The 20,030-nt window shown below is 34.5% G+C and carries 17 protein-coding genes; 11 read left to right on the top strand and 6 right to left on the bottom strand.

Annotation, left to right across the window (positions count from 1 at the left end; genetic code table 11):
• Positions 1-146: 146 nt before the first annotated feature.
• From ABWH96_RS14355 to ABWH96_RS14340, 4 genes are all read left to right on the top strand, one after another.
• Positions 147-359, top strand: coding sequence for a hypothetical protein (locus tag ABWH96_RS14355; protein WP_375578208.1), 213 nt, complete (start codon positions 147-149; stop codon positions 357-359).
• A gap of 202 nt (positions 360-561) precedes the next feature.
• On the top strand, positions 562-1,455 hold the full coding sequence (locus tag ABWH96_RS14350) for a BF3164 family lipoprotein (protein ID WP_375578207.1): 894 nt from the start codon (positions 562-564) through the stop codon (positions 1,453-1,455).
• Positions 1,452-2,267, top strand: coding sequence for a TlpA family protein disulfide reductase (locus ABWH96_RS14345; RefSeq protein ID WP_375578206.1), 816 nt, complete (start codon positions 1,452-1,454; stop codon positions 2,265-2,267). The genes ABWH96_RS14350 and ABWH96_RS14345 overlap by 4 nt, the downstream gene beginning before the upstream one ends.
• Before the next feature lie 198 nt (positions 2,268-2,465).
• On the top strand, positions 2,466-5,567 hold the full coding sequence (locus tag ABWH96_RS14340) for an efflux RND transporter permease subunit (protein WP_375578205.1): 3,102 nt from the start codon (positions 2,466-2,468) through the stop codon (positions 5,565-5,567).
• Between the two features lie 64 nt (positions 5,568-5,631).
• Here the strand turns inward: ABWH96_RS14340 and ABWH96_RS14335 are convergent, their stop codons facing one another.
• The 4 genes from ABWH96_RS14335 to dnaB form a co-directional block, all read right to left on the bottom strand.
• Positions 5,632-6,201, bottom strand: coding sequence for a zinc-binding alcohol dehydrogenase family protein (locus tag ABWH96_RS14335; protein WP_375578204.1), 570 nt, complete (start codon positions 6,199-6,201; stop codon positions 5,632-5,634).
• Positions 6,161-6,625, bottom strand: coding sequence for an alcohol dehydrogenase catalytic domain-containing protein (locus tag ABWH96_RS14330; RefSeq protein WP_375578203.1), 465 nt, complete (start codon positions 6,623-6,625; stop codon positions 6,161-6,163). Before ABWH96_RS14330 ends, ABWH96_RS14335 begins: the two co-directional genes overlap by 41 nt.
• Before the next feature lie 26 nt (positions 6,626-6,651).
• Entirely contained in the window at positions 6,652-7,134 is a 483-nt protein-coding gene (locus tag ABWH96_RS14325; protein ID WP_375578202.1) for a type II toxin-antitoxin system death-on-curing family toxin, read from the bottom strand.
• Positions 7,135-7,200: 66 nt separating this feature from the next.
• Positions 7,201-8,769: a replicative DNA helicase gene (gene dnaB / locus ABWH96_RS14320; protein WP_375578201.1), complete on the bottom strand. Its 1,569-nt coding sequence runs from the start codon at positions 8,767-8,769 to the stop codon at positions 7,201-7,203.
• A 184-nt stretch (positions 8,770-8,953) separates the two neighbouring features.
• Between dnaB and murC the strand changes: the two genes are divergently transcribed.
• The 3 genes from murC (at position 8,954) to ABWH96_RS14305 (ending at position 13,610) form a co-directional block, all read left to right on the top strand.
• Positions 8,954-10,327: a UDP-N-acetylmuramate--L-alanine ligase gene (murC, locus tag ABWH96_RS14315; protein WP_375578200.1), complete on the top strand. Its 1,374-nt coding sequence runs from the start codon at positions 8,954-8,956 to the stop codon at positions 10,325-10,327.
• 3 nt (positions 10,328-10,330) lie between these two features.
• Positions 10,331-11,134: an exonuclease domain-containing protein gene (locus ABWH96_RS14310; protein WP_375578199.1), complete on the top strand. Its 804-nt coding sequence runs from the start codon at positions 10,331-10,333 to the stop codon at positions 11,132-11,134.
• Positions 11,135-11,366: 232 nt separating this feature from the next.
• Positions 11,367-13,610, top strand: a complete 2,244-nt coding sequence (locus ABWH96_RS14305) for an ATP-binding protein (protein WP_375578198.1) — start codon at positions 11,367-11,369, stop codon at positions 13,608-13,610.
• On the opposite strand, the gene ABWH96_RS14300 is transcribed toward ABWH96_RS14305, so the two are convergent.
• Positions 13,607-14,182 (bottom strand): DUF3109 family protein, encoded by a 576-nt coding sequence (locus ABWH96_RS14300; RefSeq protein ID WP_375578197.1) that lies wholly within the window; start codon positions 14,180-14,182, stop codon positions 13,607-13,609. The genes ABWH96_RS14305 and ABWH96_RS14300 overlap by 4 nt on opposite strands.
• A gap of 88 nt (positions 14,183-14,270) precedes the next feature.
• Positions 14,271-15,590, bottom strand: coding sequence for a sensor histidine kinase (locus ABWH96_RS14295; RefSeq protein ID WP_375578196.1), 1,320 nt, complete (start codon positions 15,588-15,590; stop codon positions 14,271-14,273).
• 250 nt (positions 15,591-15,840) lie between these two features.
• Here ABWH96_RS14295 and ABWH96_RS14290 point away from each other — a divergent pair, with 250 nt between their 5' ends.
• The 4 genes from ABWH96_RS14290 (at position 15,841) to ABWH96_RS14275 (ending at position 19,968) form a co-directional block, all read left to right on the top strand.
• A complete protein-coding gene (locus ABWH96_RS14290; protein ID WP_375578195.1) occupies positions 15,841-18,045 on the top strand; it encodes an ATP-dependent helicase in 2,205 nt (734 codons plus the stop codon).
• Between the two features lie 77 nt (positions 18,046-18,122).
• Positions 18,123-18,347 (top strand): hypothetical protein, encoded by a 225-nt coding sequence (locus ABWH96_RS14285; RefSeq protein ID WP_375578194.1) that lies wholly within the window; start codon positions 18,123-18,125, stop codon positions 18,345-18,347.
• Between the two features lie 36 nt (positions 18,348-18,383).
• Positions 18,384-18,935: a helix-turn-helix domain-containing protein gene (locus tag ABWH96_RS14280; RefSeq protein WP_375578193.1), complete on the top strand. Its 552-nt coding sequence runs from the start codon at positions 18,384-18,386 to the stop codon at positions 18,933-18,935.
• 97 nt (positions 18,936-19,032) lie between these two features.
• Positions 19,033-19,968 (top strand): hypothetical protein, encoded by a 936-nt coding sequence (locus tag ABWH96_RS14275; RefSeq protein WP_375578192.1) that lies wholly within the window; start codon positions 19,033-19,035, stop codon positions 19,966-19,968.
• The last annotated feature ends 62 nt before the right edge of the window (positions 19,969-20,030 follow it).

Genomic DNA, 20,030 nt, shown 5'->3' with positions numbered 1-20,030 from the left:
TGTTTTGAGGAAAACATACAGAGTGAAGAAATTTGACTTGTCCCACCTTATTAGGCCTTTGGTAGTTCAAGGAAGGTTTGTTTCCATGATTTAGTAATAGCTGAGTTTGATTTTTAATTTATTTTAAACACTAAAACTTATTTATTATGAAAAAGAAAGTATTTTATTTCGGATTGTCACTGCTATCCTTAATAGCAGTGAGCAGTGCAGATTATAGTAAATCATATGCACAAACGGGTGGCACTTGTTATCAATGGGATGGGTATTTTTGCAGATTGTGTAATGGAAATCTGTTTAATCACAAACAAGTTACTTTATGTTCTACCAGCTCTGATCCAGTAAAAGAATTAGAGGGATAAATATGTTTTATTGCTGTATCATTAAACCACTAGCAGGTTATGGTCTATTGGTACAGCATATTTAATGGTCTATACAATGGTTTATAATAGGAAATATTTATTTATCATATTTATATATTTTGCAGTCTTTGGATGCTCTAACCCTAATCTAAATGAACAAGGTGGGTCGATAAAAACTAAGCTTAAAAGTGAAATTATAAGCTTGAATCCCCATTTTTACGGTAAGGGATATCAATTTGATATTTCAAGTGATACTTTAATTATATTAGATGGATATGCAATCGATACCTTGTTTCATGTTTACGACTTAAAAACTAATAAGATAATCGGTAAATTTGGAAATATTGGTGATGCACCTTTTCAAGTTGGCTCGCCCGGCCCATTTTATTGGAAAAAGAATTCTAATAGAATTATTATTCCGGATTATGTTAGTCTTAATCTGAAAGAGTTTGAAGTAAACAAAGCCTTGAAAAATGATGCTTACAAACCCGCTATCATTAATCACCCTCAAGATTTGTCAGTAGTTTTCTTTCAACCCCTAAATGACAGCACTTTTATTACAAGGCAGTTGGATCAAACGGATGATTTATTAGTGACATTTAATCAGAATAAAGTCTTAGATACGTTAGGCAAATGGTTTGATAATAAAGATCCTATCATTTTATTTGATAAATTTCAACAATATTATTATATCAATAACAAACATCCCTCACAAAATAGATTTGTCGCTTCTTATTTTAGTTATGATATTATTCAGATAGTGGACGGGGAGACAGGAGAAACTATCATAGTTCAAGGCCCGGATAAAATTTCTTACAGGGATAATAAGGATGAATTTTTAGCCTATAGATGGACTCAAACAACTGAAGATTACATTTATGCCAGTTATATTGGGGAATTTGCAAATAGTGACCCTAATGCTACTCAATACGCTCAAGAAATCCACGTAATTTCATGGGAGGGAGAACATATTGCAAAACTGGAATTAGATGTACCTATAAGGTATTCTCATGTGAATGAAAAAGAAGGCTTAATCTATGCCTTAGCCGATGATGAAAATGGAAATTTTGTAAAGTTTGAATTACCCGAATTATGAATTTTAGTATTTTAGTTCTTTTATGCATTATCAAATTTAGTTTTTATTCTTTTAGTCAATCTGTTCAGGTAAAGGATTTTGATGAATCTGAGTATAAGAGTGTAATGGGTTTGTATTCCATGGATTTTCATCATTCTTCCTTTAATCACAATGATAGAAATGTTAAGGTTTTTTTGGTGGAAGGCAAATATTGGCTGTTTCCTGCCGGGGGTCTAAATTTTGGTGGTAATATTAATTTAAAAAATGCTCCATCGGAGATTGATCTGGTAAAGAAACAAAATCATTATGAGTTCAATGTTGAAGATGTTGGAGCCTATGATTTTAAAATTAGTGCTGAGAACTCAGCGGGTAAATCAAAAGAACTACTCTATGTGATTTATAAAGCTTACAACCCAAATAAAATTAAATTTATTGAATCATTTTCTTATAAAACTTTAGATGACCAAAAAATATCTTCTGACGATACGGATAAGAAATATTCTCTTATTTATTTTACTGGGAGAAAAGACTTAATCGATAGGGGGCAGATTGAAAGTCTGAATAGTTTGAAAAATGAATATAAAAATGTGCAGTTTGTTTGCATGTTCAGTGAACCGGAAAACGAATTGACTTCCTTCAAAGAGGAAACCAATTTCAATTGGAGTTTTATTTCATCCGTTCGTTCAAGAGAACTCGCAAAATTCCAGATAGGAAAGCTTATCTCTGAACCTGCAATCTATCTGGTCGATAATGATCAAAATAAGATTATTTACCATTATTATGGGGTTTATAATTTGCCATTAGCATTGAAGAAAGCATTGAAAGAACTATAAACATTTTATTCCTATTGTCTAGGTTGATAACATATTCTTAATTATAAATTCTTCAAATAATATTATAATCTGATTCACTTTATTTTTTGGATGAGGTAGTTTTAAAATTTCAGAAAAATGGGAGGTGGATTTTCAATAACCAACCTAAAAATATAGTTTTATTCTTCCTCATCCCCCAATATTTCCTATCTTTACCGCATGACCCCATTTCGAATTATAATTGCGTTTTTAGTCGTCAGTTTAATGGGATTGGCGCTTATTCCAAAACTGTCAGTCAACCTGAACCCTACTTATCAGACGCCTGAGATCAGTCTGCAATTTAGAGTGCGAAATGCAGACCCTACGCAGGTGGAGAAACTTGCTACCGCTCCATTGGAAAATATTCTTTCTCAGCTGAGGGATTTAGATGAGCTTAATTCCCAATCTCGCTATGGAAGTGGAAATATCACTCTTAGATTCTCTAAAAATGCAGATTTAGCCTATAAACGTTTTGAAGTGGCCACTTTAATTCGGCAGGTTTATCCGCAATTGGATGAGAAAGTGAGCTATCCCATTTTGCAAAGCAGTGGGGGAGATGAGGAGGATGAAGAAAGCAAAACCATTTTACGATATACGGTTCGAGGGCCTTTCGCATCCTATAGAATTAAAGAAATTGCGCAGGAATCCATTGTAAAGCCTTTGCAAAATATTGCAGGCATTGAAGCTTTGCCCGTTTATGGTGCCAATAATTTACAAATCAGTATCAATTTTCATCCCGATAAACTGGAAGCCTATGGATTAAATCCCAGCGATTTAAGAAGGGTTTTACAACAAAGCGGTCAGTTGCGTTATCCCGGTTTGGCACAAAGTGCGGGCAATGAAAAATATGTTTTGGTGCTAGATCAAAGGTTTGATGATATTCAGCAAATAGGCGAATTGAAAATTAACCTAAAAGAATCAGGTAAGAGTTATAGGCTGAAAGATTTGACGAATATTAATTTAGAGGAGCAGGAAGCCAATAGGTACTACAGAATCAATGGCAAAAACTTTGTAACGCTTGTAGTGGAGGCTCGGAAGGGAGTAAACCGCATCAATTTAGCCAGAGAAGTAAAATCTCGATTAAATCAAATCGAAGATAATTTGGCGGAAGGCGTGGCGCTCCGTTTAGTTTACGATGATACCGAATATCTGGAAAAAGAACTGGATAAACTCTACGAGCGCTCCATTCTCTCCATAAGCATTCTTATTCTTTTCATATTTCTGATCAACCGAAATTGGCGCTATTTATTGGTGCTTTTTGCTGGGATCTTGGTTAATGTTTCCTTATCCATCATTGGCGTTTGGGCCTTGGATATTGAAATTCACCTCTATTCACTGGCAGGTTTGACCATTTCCTTTGGCTTAATAGTCGATAATGCCATTGTGATGATCGACCATATCCATAAATACAAAAACAGACATCTGTTCTTGGCACTTTTGGCGGCTTCTTTAACGACTATTGCTGCTTTATTATTGGTTTTCCTTTTGCCGGAAGAACAGAAAATGAATCTGGTGGATTTTTCCAAAGTAGTGGCTTTGTTATTGGGCGTATCTTTATTGGTTGCTTTATTTTTTACTCCATCACTTTATACATTGCTGTTTACCGCTCAAAATCAATTCAGAAAGGGTAATTCCATGAAGCAATTGCGCAGAAAAGTGCGCTGGTTTAACCGATATTCCAATGCCATTCATTGGTCGGCCAAATACCGAAAGACCTTTTTCATTTTGCTTTTACTGGCTTTTGGTTTGCCTGTTTTTATGCTCCCAGCAAAATGGGAGGATCACGAATGGTACAATAAAGTCATTGGTTCTGATATTTATCAGGATGATATCCGACCGATTTCCGATAAATGGCTGGGGGGTAGTTTGCGACTTTTTGTCCGCAATGTCTATGAGCGCTCCAGCTACAGGCAAAATGAAAAAACACGGCTTTATATCAATGGAAAATTACCTTATGGCAATACGCTGGAGCAGATGAATACTATTATGCAGGATTTTGAGAATTTTCTACTCAAGCAAGAAGGAATAGATATTTTCACTACCCAAATTTATTCCGGGCAATACGGGAGTATTGAAATCATTTTTAAAGAAGAATATGAAAAATCAGCTTTTCCCTATCAACTTAAAGCCAGACTTTCTTCCAGAAGTACGAATTGGAGTGGGGTTAATTGGAGCGTCTATGGAGTAGGGCAGGGCTTTTCTACTGGCTCTGGTGATCAAATTCCATCTTTCAGGGTGGCTTTAAAAGGCTATAATTATTTTGAGCTGGAGAATCAGGCCGATAAATTGGCTGAGATGTTGTTGGAACATCCTCGAATTCAAGAAGTGAATACCAATGAAAGGATGAGCTGGCGTGACCAGAAAAGTAAGGAATACATCATCCGACCGGATTTAAAGGAACTGGCTTTTCACAATATCAGTCTCTCGGATTTCACCAATGCCATTCGAATGCATGCCCCGGCTAATGGAGCAACTGCTTATTTGCCCATTGGTGGAGAGCAATTTCCGGTTGTTTTAGCTTCAGCTCAGGCCGATAACTTCAATAAATTTGCTTTAGAACAATACAGCTTGGATTATGCTGGAAAAAGAATTCCTACAGGCAATTTAAGCAAATTGAAGTTGGAAAATACCGTCAATGCGATCTATAAGAAAAATAGAAGTTATATAAGGGTTTTGAGCTTTGAATATTATGGCTCTTCCCGCTTTGGTAGTAAATATCTGGATGAGGTGTTAACAACTTATGACCAAACAAAGCCTTTAGGGTATAGCGCAGAAAAGCAATCTTTTAGCTGGGGCTCGGATGATGCCAAAAAGCAATATTCTTTATTGCTATTATTGATAGTCGCCATATTTTTTATTTGCAGTATTTTATTTGAAAGCTTTAAGTTACCATTCTATATTTTGCTTTTGATTCCGCTCTCTTTTATTGGTTTATTCCTCACTTTTGGTTGGTTCGAGTTTTATTTTGACCAAGGTGGTTATGCCGCTTTCGTGATGTTAGGTGGCTTAACGGTAAATGCAGGGATTTACATTTTATATGATTTTAGAAATAGAAAAGTACAGAATAGTAGAGCTTTTCTTAAATCAGTAAGCACTAAAGCAGCCCCCATCTTACTGACCATTTTCTCCACTTGTTTTGGTTTGATCCCTTTTGTGATGAGCGGGCAAAATGAGGTATTCTGGTTTTCTTTAGCCGTTGGCACCATAGGTGGATTAATATTTTCCATGATAGGGGTGTTTTTCTTTTTTCCATTGTTGGCGGTGAAACTACGAGCAAAATAATCTAGTTTATTTAGGTATTTTATTCAATAGTAGTACATTTAAATTTAATTTCAATTTGATGAAATCACATTCTAGCCACCAACTTCCCAAACTGCTTCCCATCCTTCATTTTATCAAATGCATCCACAATTTCATCAAATGGGCGAACAGAATCTATAATAGGCTCAATTCTATTTTTCTTTACATAGGCAATCATGGCTTTAAATTCATCATCATTCGCCATGGTGCTGCCTTGAAGGGTAATTTGGTTCCAGAACATGCGGTGCACATCCAGGTTTTGGGGCTTGCCTTGAGTCGCTCCATAAAAGACAATTCTTCCTGCGGGTTTCATTAGTTTAATAAGGTTGTTTATGCTATCACCAGCAGCGCTATCAATCACTAAATCAAAACCTCCTGATGCTTCTTTTGCTTTTTTCACCCAATCTGCGTCCTTATAATCAAAGGCATCCTTTGCTCCCAATTCAATGGACTTGGTTCTTTTTGTTTCATCGCTGGAGGTTACATATACATTGGCACCTTTTGCCAGAGCAAACTGAAAGGCAAATTGAGCTACACCACCTCCAACTCCAGAAATCAATACGTTTTCTGATTTTTCACATTTCCCATGATGAAATAGTGCTCTGTATGCGGTCATTCCACCTAATGGAAGTGCTGCCCCGGCCTCTGGACCTTAAATGAGCTGGTTTTTCAGCTATTTTTTTAGCATCAATTGCCACATATTCACAAAATAATCCATCGGATGGTGTTCCTAAAATGTGATAGTTAGATGATTGAACTTTTGGATTATCGCCCCAACCTACATTTGGATTGATGAGGACTTCTTTATCTATCCAAACCACATCTACTTGCGCTCCAGTTTCTATTACTGTACCGCAAGCATCTGAGCCTAAAATAGTTCCAGGTCTGATTCCTGGATATTTCCCTTCTCTTATAAATTGGTCTCTGTGGTTTAGCGCCACCGCATTGATTTTGACCAAAACTTCATTTCCCTTGGGCTGTGGAGTTTCTTTATCTATAAATTTTAATTGATTATTGTCTGCTATAATCAGTGCTTTCATATTTGTCTTTTTCTTCTTTTGGTTTTTTAGAAATCGTTTCTTCTTGCATCATTATTTGCTATAAGCATTAAGCAAATGTTACCTTGAGTGTTTTTTGAGCCAACCCTTTTGTAACCATCTGAAAAAGGATGGTTTTTAACAATACTTTCTAGGATTGCAGCAGCTTTATCAATTACTTCTGGGTATAATTCTTTACCGTCAAATGTTTGGTATGGACGATTTAAAGCAGAGTTCAATAATTCTTTATCTCTTATACCATTTGAGCCACCAAATCTGTCAATTAATATGGAATGAATTTCAATAGCTTCTTTTTCGGAAATCATTTTGCCAATCTTTCTAAAAGCTCTTGGTTCGTCCTTCAAGATAGTTCTAAGGTTTTTTGATAATGTGATTGATGCTAATGATTTGTCTTGTACAGACTTCAAATAATCAAACACATCCTGCAAAGCTTCCTCAGGAATATTTTCTAACATTTCGTTAATCGCTGTCTTTACTTCTTCTCTACTCATGATATAAATATACGAATTACTAATAAAAATTGTTAGTGGTTTAAAATCAGGGTAAAAAGCATTATATTAAAACGGAGCTTCATCTGAATCCTGAGGATTGTCTTTTCCTGTTGCTTTACTAGGCAAAGTAACTGCACTAGGCGCATCATCAAAATCAGAAGGAACGCCTGCTTGAGAAGGGAAAGTTGTTCCATAACCCGGAACACCGCTATCACTTCCTGGTGCATCAAGATCTGAAAATTTAGTAAATCGACCGATAAATTTCAACGGCACAGTCTCCAAAGAACCATTTCTGTGTTTGGCAATAATCACTTCACCTACATTGGAAGTTGGCATTCCGTTTTCATCTTCTGTAATGCCGTAATATTCTGGTCTATACAAGAACATTACCATATCCGCATCTTGCTCAATAGATCCTGATTCCCTCAAATCGGAAAGTTGTGGTCTTTTATCTCCACCACGGGTTTCTACCGCACGGCTTAACTGAGAAAGCGCGATTACCGGTACATTCAACTCCTTGGCGATATTCTTTAATGATCGGGAAATAGAGGCAATTTCCTGCTCACGGTTTCCACCTCCGCCACCTGATTTGGAAGTATCACCAGACATCAACTGTAAATAGTCAATTACAATAAGTTGAATATCATGTTGCTGTTTCAGCCTTCTACATTTCGCTCTTAATTCCAAAATGGATAGGGCAGGGGTGTCATCTATGAAAATCGGAGCTTCTGTTAAAGCGGCCGTTTTATGCACCAACTGTTGCCATTCGTAATCTTTTAAATCACCTTTTTTAATTTTTTCAGAATCTAATTCAGCTTCTGATGAAATTAATCTGTTGACCAACTGCACAGAAGACATCTCTAAAGAGAAGATGGCAACAGGTTGTTTAAAGTCCACAGCGGCATTTCTTAGCGCTGAAACTATAAATGCAGTTTTCCCCATACCTGGCCTAGCCGCTATAATCACCATATCTGATTTCTGCCAGCCTGAAGTAACTCGGTCAAGCGCGGAGAATCCTGTAGGGACACCTGTTAATCCATCGGTATGATTTCTTCTTTCTTCTAATTCCACAAATGCTTGCTTCATTAAAGAAGACATATCCGCATAATTCTTTTTGATGTTGGAGTTGGTGACATCAAATAATTCCTGCTCGGTTTTGTCCAACAAATCGAAAACATCGGTAGTGTCTTCATATGCATCCTCTTGAATTTCGCGAGAAATTTTAATTAACTGCCTTTTGATGGCTTGCTCTGCAATTATCCTAGCATGATATTCAATATTGGCTGCTGAGTTTACTCTTGAGGTTAGGGAAGTAATATAATAAGCACCACCAATCAGATCTAATTTTCCGTTTTTTCGTAGCTGATTCGTAACCGTCATTAAATCAACAGGTTCCGAATTGTTGAAAAGTTGAACGATGGCTTTATAAATTTCTTCGTGGGCTTCTCTATAGAAACTTTCGGGCTTTAGGATATCAATAACATTGGTTAATGCGTCTTTTTCCAGCATTAAGGCACCTAATACGACCTCTTCCAATTCAACCGCTTGAGGGGGCATTTTCCCCATATTCTCGCTTATATCAAGCTTTTTGTTTTTATTACCTATTCTCAATGCGGATGATTTCTTTGATTCCATATGTTCCCCTACTTAATTTGTATTTTCAAAAGCTAACAAAGCTAAATTATTATTTTCTTTATCTTTAGCGAAAACCGACCAAGTTTCCGACAACTTATCCACAGCTTATCAACATCTAAAAACATGAGATAATTTGCCACGGCATAAACTTTATTCTATTTTTGGATAATCTAATACAAACCCAATGGATTTAAATCAAATTAAACAAGTACATTTTATAGCAATAGGGGGCAGCGTGATGCATAATCTCGCTTTAGCCCTTCACAAAAGAAATATTAAAGTTACAGGTTCTGATGATGAAATTTATGAGCCTGCAGCTGGAAAATTAAAAACTGCCGGATTAAATCCATCCATTGGATGGAAAATCGATCAGCTTCATAAGGATTTGGATGCAGTTATTTTAGGGATGCATGCCAAAGAAGACAATCCTGAATTGAAAAAAGCCCAGGAATTAGGTCTGCAAATTTTTTCTTTTCCTGAATTTATCAGAGAAGTTTCAGCCAATAAGCAAAGAATAGTAGTAGGAGGTAGCCATGGTAAAAGCTCCATCACGGCTATGATAATGCATGTTTTAAAATCGGCAGGAAAGAGTTTTGATTATTTAGTAGGTGCAGAAATTGAAGGCTTTGATTTGACAGTTCAAATTTCTGATGCAGCCATCATCATCATAGAAGGAGATGAATATTTGGCTTCAAAATTAGACCCTCAGCCTAAGTTTTTGAAATATGACCATCATATTGGGGTGATTTCAGGAATCAAATGGGATCATAAAAATGTATTCCCAACCTTTGAGGATTATACTAAGCAGTTTGATTTGTTTGCTGATAAAACACCTAAAGCGGGTTCATTGATTTATTGCGAAGAAGATAATCTTGCCAATATAGTGGGTGCAAAAGAAAGAGAGGATGTTCGTAAACTTCCTTATGCTGCCCATGATGCTGAGATTAAGGATGGTGTAACTTATCTGAAAACAAAAGATCATGGAAATGTAAAAATCAATGTTTTTGGTAAGCATAACCTACAAAATATTAAAGCCGCTCAAGAAGTTTGTGATCTTTTAGGAGTTCCTGCTGATAAATTCTACGCTGCAATCACCTCATTTAAAGGAGCCAAAAACAGATTGGAATTACTGGCTGAAAATAATGATGTGAGGGTTTATAAAGATTATGCCCACGCACCTTCAAAGCTAAAAGCCTCTGTTAATGCTTTACATCACCAATTCAAACATGGTAAAATTTGTATAGCTTATGAATTACACACTTTCAGCAGTTTGGATAAGGAGTTCTTAAAGGAATATAAGGACACCTTTAAGCATGCTGATGTAGCATTTATTTACATAAATCCTGCAAACCTGAAAATTGATGGAGATAATAAGTTAAATGAATCCGACCTTAAAGAAGCTTTTAATAATGCTGATTTAAAGTTTTTTGATGATGAAAATGAATTGAAAAATGCACTGGACAACCAAAAGGGAAAGGTATCCACTTTTGCATTTTTAAGTTCAGGACATTTCGGAAATTTAGACCTTAAAGAAACCGCTCAAAATTTAGTTAAATAAAATATGTTTTTAAAACTCAAAAATCCATTGGTCATATTTGACTTGGAAACAACCGGAACCAATGTAGTAAATGATAGAATAGTAGAATATTCTTTCGTTAAAGTGATGCCAGGTGGGGATATCATCAAAAATACAGAAAGGATTAATCCTGAAAGACCAATACCAATTGAAACTAGTTTGATTCACGGTATCTATGATAAGGATGTTAAGGATAAACCTACTTTCAAATCTGTAGCAAAAGAATTATCTGCATTTTTGCATGGTTGTGATTTAGCAGGTTTTAATATTTTAAAATTTGATGTACCCGTTTTAGTGGAAGAGTTCCTTAGGGCAGATGTTGATTTTGATATCTCCAAAAGAAAATTATTAGATGCCCAGAAGATATTCCATATGATGGAAAAGAGAACTTTAACTGCTGCCTATAAATTTTATTGCGGAAAAGACTTAGTAGATGCGCACTCTGCGGAGGCTGATACTTTGGCTACCTTAGAAGTTTTAGATGCACAGATCAAAAGATATGAAGGTGAAAGTTTAAAGGATTTAAAGGGAAAGGTGATAGGTACAATTGAAAATGATGTACAAACCTTACATCAAATCACCAACGATAATATGGTAGATTTGGCAGGAAGATTTGTCTTTAATGATGATGGGGTAGAAGTTTTTAATTTTGGAAAGCATAAAGGACAAGCTGTAGAATTGGTGTTGAAAAAGGAATCGGGTTATTATGATTGGATGATGAAAGGTGACTTCCCAATGGACACTAAAAGAAAACTAACCGAAATTAAGTTAAGAGGATTTCAGAAATAATCTTAACACTCCTTGTGAAGAAATAAGCCTGAATTAATAATTTAATTCGGGCTTTTTATATTTAAGTCCTAAATGGAATATTCTTTTCTAGTAAATTGACTAACATTTTAATTTAATTTTCAACATATCCTACATTAACTATAATTGAAGCGTTCAGTCCATTATCTGAATAAAATTTTGTATATTTTTATATTATAATAAGTTAGACAAAATCTTATAAAGCGGCATTCAATTGAATACGGAATACTTAAAGCAAATAATAAATTTTCTTGATAATCAAAAGCTTAATTACGAGCTTATAGAGAGTTTAAACATTACCGTTTACAATAACTTCAATTGTTATTATCTACTTATAGAGGATAGTATTTTATATGCAATTACGATAGGACAAGTAGATGGTGATAAATCACAATTTTTTTTTAAAAATCTACAAGAGGTAGCCCGTTTGAAAAATGGAGAAAAGTTAATCTTTATTATGGATACTTCTCAATTGGATAGTATTCCGTCCTCTGCAAGAGAAGAGATTCATTTTTTTGACCTATCATTCCGGAAATATTGGTCGGAATTTTTATTTATTTATGATGGGGTGGGTAAAGTCATAATTGATTTATACGAGACTCATAAACCCGAAAATCTAGTAGGTGTTGAAAAAGTAAGTAATCCCCAATTAGCTATTGACTATGCCATAAATGGAAAGAAACCTGATCCGTTTTCGGACGATTATCTACATTCTCTCACTAGAAAAGAATTAATTTATGAGATTAAGGAATTAAAGGCTAAGCAGAATGGGAGTAAAGATAAAATTGAAAAAGAGTCGAATTCCTTAATCGAAACCCTCAATGATTTAAGCTGGAAAGGTAAAGATACCAAATTGATGAAAATTGATGGTGAGGATAGCTTAAAACCAATTTACGCCTTAATAAATACAATTATTAACGATTTCAAAGAGCTAAACAAAGAGCTAGAGGAATTAAAAGATAACTTTTATAATCAACTTCAATTTCAAGTTGGGGAGGTTTTATATCAAGAGGCCAGTTTGAGAGCAATTTTCGATAGTCTTGAATCTGTTGTCTGGATGGTTGATGCTGATTTTAATCTTTTGGCATTTAATAATAAATTCCATCATCATGTAAAGCGGCATTATGGTATCTCACCTGAGGTAGGTATGAATTTATTGGAGCAAAACGAATTAGCATCTCAATATGATAATACAATAAAGCGCATAAACTTAGCACTAAGTGGAAAGGAAGAGAATTATCGCGATTTTTACAAAGAGAATGGGAAGGTTAATAAAGTGGTAGATTCAAAGATTTTTCCAGTTGAGGTAAATAAACATATAAGCGGAGTTGTGTGCATCACGGATGATATAACGGAGAGTTTTGAAGTCAAAGAAAGAATCAAAAGCAATGAACGAATTATTGCTTCAGTAAATAAAAATATTTCTGAGGCAATTTACAGAAGTACACATGATCAGGGGTTGATTTTTATTAATGAAGCCTTCGTTAAAATGTTTGGTTTTGATTCAAAAGAAGAACTATATCATCACAGTAAATTGAATAGTCTCTATGCTAACCCTGAGGACAGAGAGCGGTTAGGAAATCTTTTAATTAAAAAGAAAGAAGTAACCAATGTAGAAGTACAGTTTCGCAAAAAGAATGGAGAAATATTTACTGGATTGATCAGCAGTATGGTAAGTGAAGATGAGGAAGGCGCTAAATATTTTGATGGCGCTATTAGGGATGTTTCTGCCATTAAGAGTGCACAAGAGAAACTTAAAAAACAAAATAGGGAATTAAAGAAATTGAATACTGAGTTAGATAGTTTTGTTTACAGTGCTTCACATGATTTAAAAGCTCCTCTTAGTTCCGTAAAGGGTTTGATCAATTTAGCTAAAAATGAAAATGACAAAGATAAATTAGCTCATTATTTAGATTTAGTAGATAAAAGCATTAATAAGCTAGATGATTTCATTAAGGATATAGTTGATTTATCTAGAAATGCAAGGCAGGAAGTAAAAGCTGAGCCTATTGATTTCGAAGAAATAGTACAGGATACCTTAGATAATTATCAATATTTAGAAAATTATGACAAGATTGAAAAGCGATTAAAAATTGGATCTGATGTCAAATTTTATTCCGATAAAAGAAGGATAAAAGTCATTTTCAACAACCTTGTTTCCAATTCGATTCGTTATTTCAATCCTTATATTGATAATCCTAAAGTAGAAATAGAAATTAAGGTAGATCAAGAAAAAGCTGTCGTTAAAATTTCAGATAACGGTTTAGGAATTGATAATCAATATCTGGAAAAAATATTTGATATGTTTTTTAGAGCATCCAATAATAGCAAAGGAACTGGCATAGGTCTTTATATTGTAAAAGAGACCATTCAAAAAGTAAAAGGAGAAATTCAAGTAAAATCAAAAATTGAAAAAGGTACTGTTTTCACAGTAAAGTTACCCAATTTAAATATTTAATTACTTGAATTATCAGATTCAATTTCTCTAACTAGTTCTTCATACCATTCTTTGCTGTAATTCCTGATTAAGGCATCCTTCAAGAATCTGTATAGAGGAACACCCAGTTTTTCTCCAAAATCACAGGCAGGATTGCAAATTTCCCATCTATCGTAATTTAGTGCATCATATTCATCGTATTTTGTAATCCGTATTGGATATAAATGGCAGGATATAGGCTTTAGAAAATCGATTTTCCCATCATTATGAGCTTGTTCAATGCCACATTTCAAAATCCCTTTATCATCATATGTTGCATAGGCACATTCCTTATCATTGATGGTGGTAGTGCTATAATCGCCTTCCCAATCTTCAATATATTCACCTTGTTCTTCTATGGCTTTAATGCCTTCAGCTGATAAATAGGGCTTTACTTTAGGATAAATTTCCTTCATAATGGGCAATTCTTCCTCCGTTAGGGGAGCTCCCAAATCGCCTTCAACACAACATGCTCCTTTGCACTTTTCAATGTTACAAACAAAATTTTTATCCTTAATGTCATCTGTGATGACTGCATTACCTATTAATATCATATTGCAAAATTAATTTTAATTGATGGATTTGCCTCAATAGAATTGAAATGATTTTAAAAAGCTTTTTGAAGTGAAAAAGTTCCCAGGGTTATTTTGCAGGTAACAAAACCTTAAATGAAGTCCCATTTCCAATTGAACTTTCAACGGAAACATCTCCCTGGTTCAATTCAACAAATTCTTTAACGAGTAATAGACCTATTCCTGCTCCATTAGCTGAGGAAGAACCAATAAGTGAATCTCTACTAATTTGGAATAATTGTTTTAATTTTTCGGGTGGCATACCAACACCCGAATCAGCAATGATTAGCTTAATTATCCTATTATTTTGCTGCTCAGAAGAAATACTGATATTACCACCATGAGGAGTAAATTTGATGGCATTCGAAATAATATTTCTAAAAACAATTTGAATGGTTTCTTTATCTACAAAAATATTTTGATCATCTGCTATATTAATTTCGAAAGATATTCCTTTTGATTTTAATTGTGAACTAAACAGATTCCTTAAATTTTGAAATTCGTCATTTAGTTTTATCGTGGTTTTCTTAATTTCTAATCCCTGCAATTGACTTTTCGACCATGCCAAAAGATTGTCTAGTAAGTTAGATGAACTATTTAAGTCACCTTCCAAATTGTTGGTTAGTTGCTTAAATTCTTCTTCGCTTATTCCACCTTTTTTATACAAACTTAATATTCCTTTTAAAGAAACTATTGGGCCTCTTAAATCATGGGAAATGATAGAAAAGAGCTTGTTTTTAACTTTATTAAGTTCATCTACTTTTTTAACTTCAAGATCTAATTCATTTTTATTGATGAAAGAAGTCATTTTTTGTCGATCCAATAAGTAGGAAGCTAATATTCCCACCATATAGATAACAAAGAGCTGTGAAATCTGCCTTTCCGCTATGGCTGAGTAATTTATGTTTTCTATATATAAAATATAACCAATAAAATTGATACTATTGACCAAAAGCGCAAATCGAAAACGCATCCCCATAATGGTAGAGGTAATGAAAATCAATACCATTAGAATATTGGAAAGGAAAATATCGAAAGCCGGATCATCATTAAAATGATAATGCAAAAAGAAAATAGAAGAAATAAACAAGGCAATCAAAATACCCATGTATTGAGTTAATTTGTATTTCTCCTGTTTAAATAAAAAAGTTAACCCACCTAATATTAAAAGTACTAAGGCCATTCCACCTCGAAAACCGATAGAAACTATATCAGGTTTATACCTTATCACATCCACGAAAATAAAAATAATACTCAGGGCTGTGCCCAAAATAATTACAAAACGAAGTGCATATAAATCGTCTTTGAAACTACTAAGATTAAATTTTCTTTCAGTTTCAGTGTTTTTAAACCAAAGTAAGAATGGATTATATTGGTAAAGCTTGCTCAATGAGAAAATATTTTAATCAAGTTAATAAAATTATGATAAGATGATCAAAAAAAGAATCTTCATTACTTAAAATAATGAGACTATTTGAAATTAAGGTAATTTTAGTTTCCATAACACTCAAAATAATTTTAACATTTCCCACTGCTTTTTAATGCTCCTTGGCAATTAGATTATAAATTTGCCTTATGGATTATTTAAGTCATTTGAATCCCCCGCAGAGAGAAGGAGTTGAGAATTTGGAAAGCCCACCATGATCATTGCTGGTGCTGGTTCTGGGAAAACAAGAGTGCTGACCTATCGCATTGCTCACCTTATTACAGTTAAGAATGTTGATCCCTTTAGTATTTTGGCCTTGACCTTTACCAATAAGGCTGCAAAGGAAATGCGGGAAAGAATTGAAAAGATAGTGGGAACTGATGCCCGTAATTTATGGATGGGAACTTTCCACTCTGTCTTTGCCAGAATTTTAAGAGCAGAAGGAGATAAATTAGGCTATCCCAGCAATTTCACCATTTATGATACTGAAGATTCCAAATCTCTGATTAGAGCAATCGTTCGGGAAATGGGATTGGATGATAAAGTCTATAAGCAGAATGTAGTTTATAGTAGAATCTCTGGAGCCAAGAACAATCTGGTTTCCTGGCAAAACTACATGAACAACTCAGTCTATGTTTCCGAGGATGAGCAAGCCCAAAAGCCCAAAATGGGCGCTATCTATAAGGAATATGTCCAGCGTTGTTTTCGGTCGGGGGCTATGGATTTTGATGATTTATTATTCAACACCAACGTTTTATTTCGCGATCATCTGGACGTATTGAATAAATATCAGCAACGATTTAAATATGTGATGATAGATGAGTTTCAGGATACCAATATTTCACAGTACCTGATTACCAAAAGACTTTCATCTGTTCATCAAAATATTTGTGTGGTAGGGGATGATGCACAGAGTATTTATGCCTTCCGTGGCGCCAATATTCAAAACATCCTGAATTTTGAAAAAGATTATCCGGATTTGAGGGTAATCAAATTAGAACAGAATTATAGAAGTACGCAGAATATTGTAAACGCGGCTAACTCTGTTATCCTGAAAAATGCAGCCCAGCTTAAGAAAAATGTCTGGACGCAGAATGATGATGGCGAATTGGTACATCTGATAAAGTCCACTTCCGATAATGAGGAGGGCAGACTGGTGGCTTCTTCTATTTTTGAGGACAAGAATAACAAAAAGCTTGAAAATAAGGATTTTGCCATTCTCTATCGAACCAATAGCCAATCAAGGGCGATGGAGGAGGCTTTGAGGAAAAGCAATATTCCTTACAGAATTTACGGTGGCTTATCTTTCTACCAAAGAAAAGAAATCAAGGATTTATTGGCATACCTCCGATTTACCATCAACCATAACGATGAGCAATCTTTCAGAAGGATTATCAATTTACCCAAAAGGGGAATTGGGGCTTCTTCGGTTGATAAAATAGTAGTTTCGGCTTTTGAAAATGAGTTGGGAATTTGGGATGTATTACAAAAGAGCCAAAGAGTGCTCCCAAATCGAGCAGCCAATGCAGTGGATAATTTTGTCACCCTGATTAAATCTTTTAAAATAAGACTGGAAAGAGCCGATGCTTATGATACTGCCGCATTTATTGCAAAGCAAAGTGGATTGTTGAAGGAATTATATGACGATAAAACCATAGAGGGGTTAAACCGCTACGAGAACGTCCAGGAATTGCTCAATGCCATCAAAGAATTTGTGGATGACGAGCAGCAGGAAGATAAATCTTTGGAAGCTTTTATTGCAGATGTGGCTTTATTGACGGATGCTGATAATGAGGATAAAGACAATAACGACCATGTGAATCTGATGACTATCCACTCTGCCAAAGGATTGGAATTCAAGCATGTGTTTATAGTGGGAATGGAGGAGGATTTATTCCCTTCTCAGATGATGCTCAACAGCCGAGCCGACTTGGAAGAGGAGAGAAGGTTGTTTTATGTGGCATTGACCAGAGCTATGGAAAAAGTCACTTTGAGCTATGCCTTAACCCGTTACCGTTTTGGGAGGTTGAAAAACTGTGAACCAAGCCGATTCATTGAAGAGATAGATCCTGCTTATATAAAAGTGGATAGGAAATTCAATCGCTCTGAACCTATGGGCAATTTGAATAATGGAAGTGGGAGCAGTGTGTATGCCAAGAACTTAGTAGCTCAAAGAAAGACCGAGCGAAAAGCAGTTCCTCCAGGTAAGAAATTACATACCCCATCTCCTGATTTTGCTCCTAGTGATACTCGTAGTTTAGATACAGGAATGAAAGTAGAGCATCCAAAGTTTGGTTTTGGGGAGGTAAAGAAAATGGATGTGCAAGGAGCTAATAGAAAAGCTACTATTGAATTTGAGAACTTTGGAGAGAAGACACTTCTGCTGACTTTTGCTAAGTTGAGGATAATGGAGAATTGATTTATCAGCCTTCCATTTTAATGACGAAAACAGTAATGATAATTGCATTAATAAATTTAATTTTAAAAACATAGTATATGAATTTAACTAAACAGACTTATTTTGGAATAGCAGGAGGTATGCTATTTTTATTTTTATTAACTTCTATTGCATTCATAATTTTAGGAATTAACAAAGAAGAACCTTTGTTTGATAATGTTGCAATAACTATTGGCCTTGCTTCAAGTTTATTTATACTTCTTTTTGGTTCTGTCATCAGCTTATTTTTAGCATCTAAAAAAAGTCAAACTACAAATAAGTAGATTGTCAGGTTTTGTAAGAATGATTTTCCTGAAAAAGTGCAAAGGATAAAAGATTTTCGCGAGCAAAATGGATTAACACAAACAGACTTAGCTGATAAAACAGGCTTGTCATTAAGAACTATTCAACGAATTGAATCTGGTCAGACCATTCCCAAAGGACATACTTTGCAGGTGCTTTCAGAATTTATTGGACTAAGCCATGCAGATTTTAAAAGCAATCCTTCTCAAGTTTCAGATGAGCAGATTGATCACATAAAGCTTATCAATCTTTCTGCTTTAGCTGTAATTGTGATTCCTTTCGGGAATATTATTTTCCCTTTTATTCTATGGCGTAAGTATCATAAAGATCAAATAATTAATGAAGCTGGTAAAAGTATTCTAAATTTCCAGATCATATGGACTTTAGTGCTATCACTTTTGCTCATAATAAGTCCTTTTATTCAAAATTCAATTCAGTTATCATTTTCATTAATAATAGTGATTTTAATTCTAGGATATTGCTTTAATATTCTAATGATATTTAAGTTCTCCAGATGGATAAGTAATGGAATATTGAATCGGTTAAAAGTAACTTATCAGCTTTTATAACCGCTATTCTGCTATTGTCACATTTTTGTCATAGACTTGACGCATAGCTTCAGCTTATATTTTCTCAGTTTTACATCAAATCTTAAAACTTTGTATAATGAGGAAATTCGTATTTATTTTATTTGCTGTATTGCTAATAAGTGGAGTAATTGGCTACTTTTATTTTGATAAAAAATTTACCCCTCCAGAAAATCAATTGAAGGTTTCCAATCATCAAGATGACCTTGCTATAAAATGGATTTCTAATCAAGATAGTGAGTATGCAGCCCTACTTTTACCAGTAAAGTTAGATGGAATAACTAACACATTCTATTTGCAATTTGATTTGGGAGCACACAGTACTCTTTTTCATGAAAAAGCGCTTCAATCCATTATTCAAAAACATCCTTTTTTAAACTCAAGGATTGAAAATGAAAATGATCCTTTTCAATTTAAATTGGGTGATATTTCGGTTTCAATTCCAGTCATACAAAGAATAAATTATGGAAACTCAATAAATTGGGAACCTTCAGCAACCAATATTATTGGAACGCTAGGTTCAGATATTTTGGAACATAAGGTAGTTGTGTTTGACTTTAAACAGCATATTATTCGATTTTGTAATGCCTTCCCTAAAGAAATTAAGGAAAATGCTATTCAGGATTTTGAATTTAAAAAGCGAAAAGTGTTGCTGAATGGAAAAGTAAATGATGAGTATACTCAGTTATATTATGATTCAGGGAGCAGTGCTTTTGAATTAATCACCAATAAAAATCAATGGGAGAATTTAGCGCTTTCAGGGACAGTGGAGCAAACTTATCAAGCCAATTCCTGGGGGAAAACCTTAAAAGTACACAACATAGCAAGTAATGGCGTAATCAAATTTGGTGAGGAAGAAATTACACTTGATACAGTCACATATATTGAAGGAACTTCCATTGTCCAAAATCTTCTAATGTATTTTAGCGGCATGGGTGGAATGATTGGAAATAAACTATTTATGGATAAAATTCTTATCCTAGACGCAAGAAATCAGAAGTTTGCTGTCTTTTAATCCAGTATTAATTTGAGAATGATCAAATAATAATCAGCTTTAGCTGATATCCTATGTGACCT

The sequence above is a fragment of the Marivirga tractuosa genome, assembly GCF_042140215.1.
Lineage (GTDB): Bacteria > Bacteroidota > Bacteroidia > Cytophagales > Cyclobacteriaceae > Marivirga > Marivirga tractuosa_A.
The sequence above is the reverse complement of the archived record's forward strand: the minus strand, read 5'-3'. Positions and strand labels throughout refer to the sequence as shown.